Here is a 13,106-nt window from a genome sequence, read left to right as displayed (position 1 = left end):
TAGTTTGGACAGAATATGAAATATGTTTTAAGAATATGTATTGTTTTTATTTTTCTGAGTGCTAAAGCATATGCTCAATCTCCAGTCTCTTTCCGGGTAAAGGCTGGCGCAGGAATTGCGAGCATGTGGGGTAAGAACACGGAGGAAAATGCTAAATTCGCTTATAAGGTGGGCGTTGGAATGGAATATGGTTTTAATAAAACCTGGGCGTTACAACCTTCTTTGAATTTTGTTTCAAAGGGATCTAAAGAAGATGGAAAAGATTTGGGAAAGGCTACGGTGAATATGCTTTATCTTGAATTGCCTGTTATGTTGTCAGCCCGGCTGCATCTTACGAAAACATCTAACCTGGTTATTTCGGGAGGACCTTATATGGCTTATGGAGTAGGAGGCAAAACATCGATCGATGTATGGTTACCGATTCCGGGTACTACAGGATTTCATAACGTTCATAAAGAATATAAACTCAATACCTTTGGTAATATGACCGATGGGAATATGGGATGCAAACGCTTTGATGCCGGAGTTGGACTGGGAATTGCCTATGAGTACCGGAGAATTGTAGTTGGATTGGAAGGACAGTTGGGACTGGTCAAAGTACATGATGGAGTTAGCGGACTTTCCGAGTTGGAGAATATGACTGAACTAAAAGACTATGCTCCTAAAAATCTATTGATGTTAGTCTCGGTAGGATATAATTTTTAATTGTGTTAAGTTCGGATAATATGACATATCCTCAATCGTACTCATTTGGGAATGACAACACATGGCGGGATGCGAAATCGAAATGGAATAACATGCCGATACCAATTTCTTGTAGCTTATATTTGTTACAGGAGAATCGCTATTATATTGATATTAGTATTTGGGAGTCGGATGATATTGTTTTTGGAATGTTTCCGTCTTATGGCACTTTTTACAAAAGAGGAAAGTTTTATTATTTAGAGGATATCTCAAGTGGAGCTGAGCTTGTATTGAAAGAAGTGAAGTATTCCAATTTATTGGTGAAGAAAGGCTTTTGTTTTATGAAAAATGAGTGTTTTTTCAAGGATGAATATACTTATGATTCGGATGAGAATATGATTGATTTTGAGGAAGAAGCCGTGAAAAGACAAAGGAGGGAACTGGATTTATTGAAGAATAAACAAACAGATCCTGTGCCTTTGCAATTGGGTGTCTATAAAAATGGAACTATTTCGTTGTTTTTAGAGCTTGATTTTCATTATAGAATTCTTTTTTTCAGTGAGAGTCCTCTTTGCTTACTTTCAGAAGGGAAATGGGAAAAACACGGAAATGTACTGCATTTGTATGATTCTTCTCTGAATTATACGTTTTTGGCCTTTGTAGATGTGAAGGGAGTAAAAATGATTCGTTTTCCGAATTGTGGCTATCCGGATTGGATGTATGACTTATCTATAGGATATCCGTTTATTATGAGATGAATGAGAAAATCGTTATTCGATGTCAGGTTCGCTTATGTAGAGTTTCATTATTTCTTTGTTAAAGAATAGGAGGTATATTGCATATCCGATGTTTTTGTTTAATTTTGTTTAAAATAAGGAAGTTGTTGTGAGATATTAAGATTGATGGACTTCGAGAACTTTTATATAACATGGTATTCACGTGTCAAACATTTTGCACGCGACTATGTCCTTTCTGATGAGGAAGCGGAAAACATTACACAGGATGTTTTTCTTGATTTCTATCAAAAGAGAGATACTTTGGATTTCCATATAAACGTAATAGCCTATTTGTTTACCTCTGTAAAGAACAGATGTATAGACTATCTGCGGCGTAAATTACTGGAACAGGAAGCAGCCACGAAAATGCAGGAGGATTTTGATCTGTCCTTCCGTATGAAGTTCGATTCTTTGGAAGCGTTCGATGTGGATGGACTTTCGGAGGATAATATAAAGGATATAATAGAAAAAGCACTTAACGCACTTCCCGAACGATGCCGCGAAATATTTATATTAAGCAAGCTGGAAGGGAGAAAACAGAAAGAGATAGCAGAAGAACTGAATGTATCTGTCAAAACTATTGAAACACAGATGACTATAGCCTATAAAAAGTTAAGGGAAGAATTGAAAAAACACTTACCGTTACTCCTGTTCCTTTTATCTTCCTGGGAAAATTGAGATAAATAGAAAAAAGTTTGATTTTATTTAGGGGGATTATTTTTTCCGTTCGTTTACTATATAAAGAAATGTACACGATGGATGGAAGAATAATAAAATATTGTCAGAGAAATTTATCAAAAGAAGAACAGGATCAACTTCTAAAAGAAGCTTACAAAGATCCTGTGCTGAAATCCCGGATAATAGATTATCAACATTTGCATAGCTTGCTGGAATTGACTCCCGAACGGATGGACAAGGAACTGGGCCGGATAAATTATACCTGTTTCAGAAAGCAGATTAATGCTCAAAAAAGAAAAGTAATGCTGATATCTTTCAGCCGGTATGCTGCGATTATTGTAATAGCTTTCGTTTCAGCATGGATGTTGGCCTCTTACTATTTTTCAGGAAATCAGACAGAACAGAAAGAATTGATTGCTTTTCAACAAGAACTGGTTGTTCCGGCCGGGCAACGTGCAGAATTGACGTTGCCTGATGGTACGAAAGTGTGGTTGAATGCCGGTTCTAAATTATCTTATCCTTCTTTTTTTAAGCAAGAACGGAAGGTGTTTTTATCAGGAGAAGGTTTTTTCGATGTTGCTAAAAATAAGGAAGTACCTTTTATCGTTTCTACCGGAACAATAGATATAAAGGCTTTAGGTACTCAGTTCAATGTCTTTTGCTATCCGGGAAGTGACTATACCAGTGTTTATCTCCAACAAGGGTCAGTGAAGGCTTATTTCCCATTTTTAGAGTCGGAAGGAATTGTACTTTCTCCGGAACAGTATCTGGTACAAAAAGGAAAACGGTTGGAATTTTCTACGATGGATCCAGATGATTTGTTATGGCGTGAAGGTATTTATACTTTCAAAAGGCAAAAGTTGGGAAGTATCATCAAGAAGCTCGAGTTATATTATGATGTAAGAATAATAGTGAATGACCCGGAAATATTAAATTATGAATATGTTGGAAAATTCCGTCAAAAGGATGGTGTGCTGGAGATACTTCGATTGATCCAGCGAATACATAAATTTAATATTAAAAAAGATGACGAGTTAAACCAGATTGTTCTGAGTAAGTAAAATGAGTATTAACCTTTAAATGTAATATGTATGAGTCCATGACAGATTAAAAAAAATCGGCAGATATTGGCGTATCTACCGATTTAGCGAAAAGCAAACCCATTTGTGATCAAAAAAATAGTATTTACTTAACAAAACAAAGATATGAAAATAAATCCTTTGTTAGCGCATAAGTTATGCCCTAAATTAATCAAAAAAGCATTTAGGATTATGAAGATAACCTTTTTATGTATGTTTATTTTCGTTTTACAATTGTTTGCTTTCAATGGTGAGGCACAGAATAAAGTTGTAAAACTTCAGTCTGAAAACTTATCAATAGAAGAACTTTTTAAAGAAATCGAGCAGCAGACTGATTATCTGATTCTTTATAGTACGAGTGAAATTAAATCCAACTTTGACATTTCGTTGAATAGAAAAAAAGCGAAAGTTTATGAATTATTGGATGATGCTTTGAAAGGAAAGAATATGAAATACGAACTCTCTGATAACTACATCATCTTGTCACCCTTGACAAAATCTGAAAGAGATCAGCAGGCAGGTCGCATCATTTCCGGAGTCGTAAAAGACCAAGAAGGTGAGCCGGTTATTGGTGCCAATGTTATGGAAAAGGGGACGACGAATGGTGTTGTTACAGATTTAGAGGGAAAGTTTACACTGAAAGTTCCTTCAAATGCTGTTTTGACAATTTCTTTTATCGGGTATATTACTCAGGAGATAAGAGTTGATAATCAATCTCAAATTAAAATAATATTAAAGGAACATACAGAATCATTAAATGAAGTAGTAGTCGTTGGTTATGGAGTACAACGTAAAGGGGATGTAGCCAGTGCAATTTCAAGCATAAAATCAAAGGATTTTACCCACGTACCTTCTCCGGATGCTGCACAACTAATACGTGGACGAGTAGCAGGTTTAGCTGTGGTTCAACCAGATGCGAACCCTTTGTCTACTTCTCAATTATCCTTGCGTGGTATTACAACCTTGACATCTAGTTCTAGTCCGTTAATACTTATCGATGGTATACCTGGTAATCTAACGTCTGTTTCACCGGATGATATTGAACAAATAGATGTATTGAAAGATGGTTCAGCCGCAGCAATTTACGGAACACGCGGAACAAATGGTGTAATCCTTATTACAACAAAAAATGCGAATGGGGAGATGCCTACCACTATAGATGTTAACGCGTATCTGTCCACCCAAAAGATTTCACGTAAGCTCGATATGCTGACAGCGGAACAATATCGTGAAAAAGCGAAAGAAGGAGTTCCCGGAGCTACAGATTATGGAGCTAATACGGACTGGTTGGACGAAATAACCCATACTCCGCTTTCGCAAGTGTATAATATCAGCCTTCGGGGGGGATCAAAGACTACTAACTATGTGGCAAGTTTTGATTATCGTAAATTGGAAGGAATTATTAAACGTTTTGATAATCATATTATATACCCGCGTATAGAAATAACCCATCGAATGTTTAACAATAAATTAAAGCTCAATGCCAGTGTAAGTGGTTACAAACAAAAGCATTTCGATGGATCTGATGGAGGTGGATACAGAGGCGGAATATATGAATCTGCTTTGAAATACAATCCTACAGAACCTGTAAAAGACGAAAATGGCGTATGGACGGAAAAGGCTAATATGGAATATTTCAACCCAGCCAACTTACTGTGGGAAATGGAAGGAGAAAATACAAATACAAATCTTAAAATGTTTGCAAATGTAATATTCTCACCCATAGCAGGTCTGGATATCAAACTCTTGGGGTCAAACAGCACTACAAATCAGACACGTGGCTACTATGAAACAGCCCAGAATACCTTCTCCATCCGGAACGGCCGAACAGGGTATGCTTCAAGAGGAGCAAGTAAGGTTGAAGAACGTTTGTACGAACTGACTGCTCAATATCAAAAGAGATTCAAGGATAAACATAATATAACCTTGTTGGGGGGATATAGTTGGATAGAATATAACGATCAAAATTACTGGATGCAGAATTTTGATTTTCCATCAGATGATTATTCATATAACTCAATAGGTGACGGACAAGGATTGAGAGATGGACGTGCCAATATTTCTTCATATCAAGGTCAAAATAAATTGATTAGTTATTTCGGACGTGTAAACTATAGTTTTGACGGAAGATATCTGGCATCTGTCAGTGTACGTCATGAAGGGTCCTCAAAATTCGGAGCTAATCATAAATGGGGAACGTTTCCTGCTTTCTCCCTTGCATGGAATATAAAAGAAGAGGCTTTTATGCAAGATATACAACCGTTAAGTACGCTAAAAATCAGAGGTGGATTTGGTATTACAGGAACTGAGCCAGGCCGTTCTTATATGTCTCTCAATACTCTGAATTTCGGTACTTATGCATATTGTGACGGTAAATGGATACAATCTATCAGACCGAGTTCGAATCCTAATCCCGACCTGAGATGGGAAAAAAAGGAAGAAATCAATATCGGTCTTGATTTTGGATTTTTTGATGAGCAAATAACTGGTAGCATCGATTTCTATAATAGAGACACAAAAGATCTTTTGTGGAATTACGATGTGCCTTCTCCTCCTTATCTATATGCTAACATGGACGGAAACGGTGGATCTATCAGAAACCGAGGATTTGAATTGAGTATACAGGCAACACCTGTCAGAACAAAAGATTTCCAATGGACAACTAATGCGAATTACTCAACGAATAAGAATAAATTGTTATCGCTTTCTAATGATATGTTTATCTCGACTAGTTATGCTGATGCGGGACAGGCCGGCAATCCTATAATGCACTCAACCCATCGTCTGGAAGAAGGAAAACCTATCGGCAATTTCTATGGATATAAAACAATTGATATTGATGATGACGGGCATTGGGTAATCGAGGGAGAAGACGGAAATCCAAAACCGATAGCATTGGCAGTAGCTTCCGACAAACAAGTAATAGGCAACGGATTGCCTAAGCATTATGTAAACTGGAACAATGCTTTTACATATAAAAATTGGGATCTCGCAATAACGATGCGAGGGGCATTCGGATTTCAAATAATAAACTCTCCAGAAATGTTTTTCGGATTGCCTGTAGTTCTTCAGTCTGGATGGAATGTAATGGAAAAAGCATTCGACAATGTATATGGAAAAAGACCTTTAGCAACGGATCAATCATTGGATTATGTGAGCTATTATATAGAGAATGGAAATTATTGGAAAATAGACAATCTTACTTTCGGTTATACATTCTATCCGAAAACCGAATGGATGGAAAATCTTCGTATTTATGGTTCCATCTCTAACTTGGCAGTCATTACGGGATATAATGGTATCGATCCGGAAGTAAATATTAGCGGATTGGCACCAGGACAGGACGATAGGGCACGATATCCGGCCGCCCGTACATTTACACTTGGCGTTTCACTTAAATTTTAAATCTGAATAATATGAAAAAATATAATATTATCAAATGGTTCATGATGTCGGCAATTAGCCTGTCGGTTATCAGCTGTGACAATAGTTTGGATGAAGTGGTATATTCGTCTGTTACCGAACAAAATTATAATTTTTCGGAAGAAGACTTCGTTCCGACTTTGCTCTCTATTTATCCTCCGTTAAGGGCATTTCCTCAACACTGGGGATTCTGGACCACTCAAGAAAGTACTACAGATGAAATTGTTATGCCTCCTACAGCAACCGGATGGGATGATGGTGGTATTTACAGGGTTATGCATTATCACCTGTGGAATTCTGAACATAAATGTATTGAAGGTATGTGGGGGTGTTTTTATGAAGGCATCTTATTGTGTAATAAAGTTATCGAACAAATTGAAAACGGAAAAATACCGGCTCCTTCTTCTACTCTCAAAGAACAAGGCTTGGCAGAACTCAGAGCAATGAGAGCTTATTATTACTGGATGGTTTGTGATAATTTTGGAGATGCCCCATTGGTGACAACAATGGAACAGGTATTACCAGAAAAAACATCCCGGAAAGAAATATTTGATTTCATTGTGAATGAGTTAAAAATATCTATACCTCAACTCAACGACGTACATAGTGGTGAAATGTATGGCCGTATGAACAAGTGGGCAGGGATAGCATTGTTAGCAAATGTTTATTTGAATGCTGAAATATACACCGGAGACGCTCATTGGGAAGAGTGTATTGCACAATGTGACGAAATTATTAATAGTGGAATATTCGAACTGTCATCCAATTATAAAGATGCGTTTAGAGCTCAAGGGGTGGAATCATCAAAAGAGGTTTTATTTACGATTCCTTTCGACAAAGTTTTAGGAGCAGGTAATATCTTTCACATGGTTTCATGGCAAAGCGAACTACGAAAAAAATTTGATTTGGCAGCAACTCCTTGGGGTAGTGGGACATCTATGGCTATCACACAATTTATCGACACCTATCAGGAAGGAGATTCCAGATTGGATGATACATGGTTGCACGGACAACAATACGACTCTGAAGGTAATATGCTTTATGGAATATATGAATACCCAGGAGAACCTTTGATCATAAATAAAGATATCCCCAATGCAAGTTATGTTACCGAAATGCAAGGATATAGAATGAACAAATATGAGGTAGAGCCTGGTACAACAGATAACTCTAATACGGATATGCCTTTATTCCGTTATGCACAAATATTAATGATGAAAGCAGAATGTTTGCTCCGGACAAACAAATCGGGTGCAGGTGAATTAGTAACTGCCGTAAGAAAAAGAGCTTTTAAAGATAATCCTTCAAAGGCTATTGTAACTGATGATCAACTGAAAGAAAATAGTTCATATAATTATGGTTATGTGGATAATTACATTGTTTCTGATCCTGGGAACCAAGATATTGTACCATATGGAAGAATGTATGATGAGTTAGGATGGGAATTTGTCTGGGAAACCCTGCGCAGACGAGATGCGATCCGATTTGGTGTATTTACTAAAAAAAGTTGGCTTTCACATAAACCACAAGGCGATTATCGTACGGTATTTCCCATTCCGGAAAAAGTATTGATTTCAAATCCAATGCTTTCTCAAAATCCGAATTATACCAAATAAATCAATAAATCAAGAGGCTGTTAATTGGATGATTAACAGCTTCTAAAAACATATACGCATGAAAAAAATAATTATTCTAATAGCCTGTTGGTTGTTACTTATACAGAATCTGTCGTCTCAGTTTGAAGTGAAACCACTTCATTCGCCCCAAATGCAATACTTTCCACTTTCTGATGTTCAATTATTGGATAGCGATTTCAAATATATCCAAGATATGACACATAAATATCTTTTGACATTAGAGCCGGATCGGTTATGTTCATGGTTCCGTCGCGAAGCGGGGCTTACACCGAAAGCTCAACCTTATCCTGGGTGGGAATCAAATGAGGGTTTTATCATTCCGGGTCATATACTCGGGTTTTACCTTTCGTCAATGTCTATGATGTATGAAACAACCGGAGATTCACAAATCCTTAACCGTCTCAGTTACATCCTTGAAGAGCTTAATACTTGTCAGGAAACTTTTGGTGATGGCTATCTTTCGGCTGTTATAAACGGACGTCAAGTTTTCGAAAACGTTATTGAAGGAACATATAATGTTGACAATGGAAAGATTGATGATAAAGGAGAACCAACCTATATCATGAATAAAATAATGCTTGGGTTATATGGTGTATACACCAAATGTCAGTTACCCTTAGCAAAACAGATATTGACAAAAATGGCCGATTGGTTTGGAGAAGCTGTTTTGGAAAAGTTGACAGATGAAGAAGTACAAAGATTGCTTATATGTGAGCATGGTTCGCTAAGTGAATCTTTTATTTGTACTTATGAGCTTAGTGGCAATAAAAAGCATCTTACATGGGCGGAACGATTGAATGACCAAAGAATGTTGGAACCGGCATCAAAAAGTAAAGATATTCTTGGTGGCTGGCATGCTAATTGTCAAATACAGAAATTTACCGGTTTTGAAAATGTGTTCCGTTTCACTAATGACAAAAAATACACAGATGCTGCACAATTTTTCTGGAAAACTGTCGTGTCCGACCATACATGGGCTATGGGAGGGAATAGTACTGGAGAGCATTTTTTTCCTAAATCGGAATATGATGAAAGAGTACTGCGCAACGGTGGTCCTGAAGCATGTAATTCTGTAAATATGCTTCGCCTGACTGAAGCTATATATCAGGATTTTCCAAAACCTGAAATGATAGATTACTACGAACGTGTTTTGATAAATCATCTTTTAGGAGCTTATGAACCGGAAACAGGTATGATTGCCTACATGATAAAACTTCAACCCGGAGGATTCAAAACTCATAGTACGCCTTACAATTCTTTCTGGTGTTGTACAGGAACTGGACTTGAAAGTCCAGCTAAATTTCAGAAAATGATTTATACACATGATCAGACATCCCTTTTCGTGAATCTTTTTATCCCTTCTGAAGTTCAATGGAAAGAAAAGGGTGTTACGATTCGACAATTGACAAAAATACCGGAAGAAGAGCAAACAACTTTAGAGATACAATTAAAGAATGAAAAAGATTTTTCTTTAAAAATCCGCCATCCTTATTGGGTGAAAAAAGGAGAAATGAGTATTACTATAAATGGAGAAAAACAAAAGTTATCTTCCTCTCCATCTGAATTTGTAGAACTCAAACGTCTTTGGAAAAACAACGATAAAATTGTAATACAACTACCTATGCAGTTAAATGTTAATCCATTAACATCATCTAATAAATTTGTATCTTTTTCCTATGGGCCGGTTATTTTAGCTGCAGAGTTAGGGATAAATGGTGTTGAAAAGAAAGATTTTTGGGACAAGCCGGATAACTGGGGATACAGAACGTCGGTTGAACAACGTATACCGCTAGAAGATATTTCGTGGTTAGCCGGTTCCTCTTCGGAAATCCTAAAAAACACACGTCTGATATCCAAGAGTCCTTTAACATTTAAAACAGAAAATGTAGGAATACCATACGATTATATGTTAATACCATTCTATAAAATCCATTTTAGTCGTTATATTGTTTATTTTCCTCGTGGAAATGCTTCGGATATAACTAAACTGCAACAAAGTAAAAAATCATTAGAAGAAAAAACAATCGACTGGGTAAATATAGGAAATGACGATTCTGAAAAAATACATAAAATTGAAGCGATAAACTCATGGGTTGATAATAATTTAAGATCATCTTCCAGACGGGCTGCAAATGGAGGTTACTTTATGTATAATTTAAAATCCATACCGGATAAAAAACTAGCGCTTAATCTGGTTCTTGATAAAAATGACTCGGAAGATCAAATTTTTGATGTTTTAATAGACGGAAAGCAGGTAACAACTTTAGACTATAACCAGATAATCCAAATTTCGTCTTCACCATCTAAAACAACGATTATTCCTATACCCGAAAGTCTTACAAAAGGAAAGACTGACATTACTGTAAAATTCCATGCAAAACGTAAAAAATCTACGGCAATTATTTATGATTTGCGATTAATCCTTGATGATAACAAACTATAGTCTCGGAATTGTTAGGAAACAAGGTGTTTAATGACTGTAAATATCTTGTTTCCTAGCTCTTTAGTAGATCAAAAAAATTGTATTAGTATCAAATGCTACGCATAAAAACTTCTTCATTATTATTCAATTACAATAAAAAACGATCATGAAAGTAATTATTACTATCCTCCGAATGACTATCGGCTGGCATTTTCTTTATGAAGGATTCACTAAATTAATTGCCGAAAACTGGTCTGCCGAAAGTTTTCTCAGCAATACATTTGGTTTTACTTCCAGTTTTTATCAGTGGCTTGCTGCATCACCTATTAGAATGCAAGTTGTCGACCTACTTAATATTTATGGGTTAATATTTATAGGGTTAGCATTATTTATCGGGTTATGTATCCGATGGGCTTCACTAGGTGGTATTATTCTACTTACTCTATACTATTTTGCTTATCCTCCGTTTGGCATGTCACTTTTAGCGGCACAAGATGACAGTGTATTTATCGTCAATAAGATATTTATAGAGGCGGGAATGCTTACTTTCATTTTTTTCTATAAAGAAAAAGGATATGGTATTGATGAATTAATCTGCTATTTCAAAGAATGTAAAGCCACAGAAAAAATAGTAGACAAGCCTACAAACCAACTTGTTAATAACCGAAGGGAAGCTATCAAGAATCTTGTATCGCTCCCTATCTTGGGTGTTCTTGGTAGTACAGCTTGGTGGAATAATCAGAAATACAAAATGGATGGCTCAACAGGAGCTACGATTCAGGTTAACCGGGTAGAATTAAGTGAACTGAAAGGAGAACTTCCGAAAGGTAAACTGGGAGGTTTTGAACTTAGTCGTTTGATTATGGGGGGAAATCTGATAGGAGGTTGGGCACATGCCAGAGACTTACTTTATGCCGAAAGTCTTTTCAAAGCATATAACTCGGAAAAGAAAATAATGGAAACGCTTATGCTTTGCGAACAAGCAGGAATCAATTGCATCAATATCGGTTATCCTACTATACCGATGATGGTAAAGTATAAAAAACTGACTGGTAGCAAAATAAAGGTGATAGCACAAGTGGGCATTGATGAAAAAAATAAAGATATTTATGATAATGTTACACGAGCTATCGATAATGGAATGGATATTATTCAGTTGCAAGGTAACTGGTGCGATTGGCTGGTAAGAGATAATAAATTGGATGTTATAGCAGGTATGATGGAACGAATAAAAGGTGAAGGGTATACTGCGGGGCTAGCTGCTCATACAATTGATTCATTTATTCTTTGTGAAGAAAACGGTATCATCCCTGATTATTATATGAAGACAATGCATCATGATAACTACTGGTCGGCTCATCCCCGTGAAAACAGACGACCTTTTGAAGTAGACGGTACACGATATTTAGAACACGATATGTTCCACGACAATTGTTTCTGCCCGTTCCCTGATCGTACAGTAGAATTTGTTAATCGAACGAAGATACCGGTAATGGGTTTTAAGGTACTTGCTGCAGGAGCAATATCTCCACAAGACGGCTTCAATTGGGCTTTTGAAAATGGAGCAGATTTTATTTGTGTAGGAATGTTTGATTTTCAGGTGGTTAATGACGTGAATGTTTGTATTGATACTCTCAAAAAACTTAAGAATAGGAAACGGGAGTGGTATTCTTAAGGTTAATCCGATAGTATATCTGAGCAAACCAAGAGATGAATAGGATTATTGATATTCAATATATCGTTATCGTGATGGGGAGCCCCTATCATGATAACGATATTTTCAGATAAACGAACTGTGATATTTTTTTTACCCGAACAGTAACACGTTTTTATTATTTAGTGTTACCATAATTGATATTATACAAGAATAGATTATGAATAAAAAATTTTTACTTATTTCAGGATTGTTGGCAGGAGCGACAGCTTATGCAACCGAACCTGTCGAACCAATGGAAATAGATAGTCTGATTAATCTGCAGGGTGTTGTCGTATCTGCGAATAAGATACAGGTGAACCGTAACAGTGTCCCGCTGACTGTCTCGGTGATAGACCGGGATCAGATAGAAGCAAGTAGCGAATCGGCTTTACTGCCGGTTCTATCGGAGCGGGTTCCCGGGTTGTTTGTGACCGAGAAGGGTGTGACTGGCTTCGGAGTTTCTACCGGATCGGCGGGAACCGTGAACATCCGCGGGGTAGGGCAAGGGAGTAAGGTACTAATGCTGTTTGACGGCCAGCCGCAGTGGGCAGGCGTTTTCGGACATTCCCTGCCGGATACTTATGTGGCTTCTGATATTGAAAGGGTGGAGGTGATCCGCGGGCCGGGTTCGTTGTTGTATGGATCGAATGCGATGGGGGGCGTGGTCAACATTATAACCCGGCAGCATAAACAGCAAGGCCGCCGTACGCA

General features: G+C 37.1%; 9 protein-coding genes. All 9 read left to right on the top strand.

The window, feature by feature from the left end:
- The first annotated feature begins 15 nt into the window (after positions 1 to 15).
- A complete protein-coding gene (locus tag DWW23_RS20245) occupies positions 16 to 705 on the top strand; it encodes a porin family protein (RefSeq protein ID WP_122355570.1) in 690 nt (229 codons plus the stop codon).
- A gap of 92 nt (positions 706 to 797) precedes the next feature.
- On the top strand, positions 798 to 1,442 hold the full coding sequence (locus DWW23_RS20240; protein ID WP_147382634.1) for a hypothetical protein: 645 nt from the start codon (positions 798 to 800) through the stop codon (positions 1,440 to 1,442).
- A 144-nt stretch (positions 1,443 to 1,586) separates the two neighbouring features.
- The gene (locus DWW23_RS20235) at positions 1,587 to 2,138 is read left to right on the top strand and encodes an RNA polymerase sigma-70 factor (protein ID WP_122355566.1); all 552 of its coding nucleotides are present in this window, start codon (positions 1,587 to 1,589) and stop codon (positions 2,136 to 2,138) included.
- A gap of 77 nt (positions 2,139 to 2,215) precedes the next feature.
- Positions 2,216 to 3,199, top strand: a complete 984-nt coding sequence (locus DWW23_RS20230) for a FecR family protein (RefSeq protein WP_122355564.1) — start codon at positions 2,216 to 2,218, stop codon at positions 3,197 to 3,199.
- Positions 3,200 to 3,409: 210 nt separating this feature from the next.
- Positions 3,410 to 6,622: a TonB-dependent receptor gene (locus DWW23_RS20225; protein ID WP_122355562.1), complete on the top strand. Its 3,213-nt coding sequence runs from the start codon at positions 3,410 to 3,412 to the stop codon at positions 6,620 to 6,622.
- A gap of 11 nt (positions 6,623 to 6,633) precedes the next feature.
- Positions 6,634 to 8,256, top strand: a complete 1,623-nt coding sequence (locus tag DWW23_RS20220) for a RagB/SusD family nutrient uptake outer membrane protein (protein WP_122355560.1) — start codon at positions 6,634 to 6,636, stop codon at positions 8,254 to 8,256.
- A gap of 58 nt (positions 8,257 to 8,314) precedes the next feature.
- Complete coding sequence (locus DWW23_RS20215) at positions 8,315 to 10,720, top strand: beta-L-arabinofuranosidase domain-containing protein (protein ID WP_122355558.1); 2,406 nt, start codon at positions 8,315 to 8,317, stop codon at positions 10,718 to 10,720.
- A 145-nt stretch (positions 10,721 to 10,865) separates the two neighbouring features.
- Positions 10,866 to 12,374, top strand: a complete 1,509-nt coding sequence (locus DWW23_RS20210) for a DoxX family protein (RefSeq protein ID WP_122355556.1) — start codon at positions 10,866 to 10,868, stop codon at positions 12,372 to 12,374.
- Between the two features lie 199 nt (positions 12,375 to 12,573).
- On the top strand, positions 12,574 to 13,106 hold a 533-nt coding region (locus DWW23_RS26810; RefSeq protein WP_233564402.1), incomplete at its 3' end, for a TonB-dependent siderophore receptor.

The organism is Parabacteroides sp. AF14-59 (assembly GCF_003479515.1).
Classification (GTDB): Bacteria; Bacteroidota; Bacteroidia; order Bacteroidales; family Tannerellaceae; genus Parabacteroides; species Parabacteroides faecis.
The sequence above is the reverse complement of the archived record's forward strand: the minus strand, read 5'-3'. Positions and strand labels throughout refer to the sequence as shown.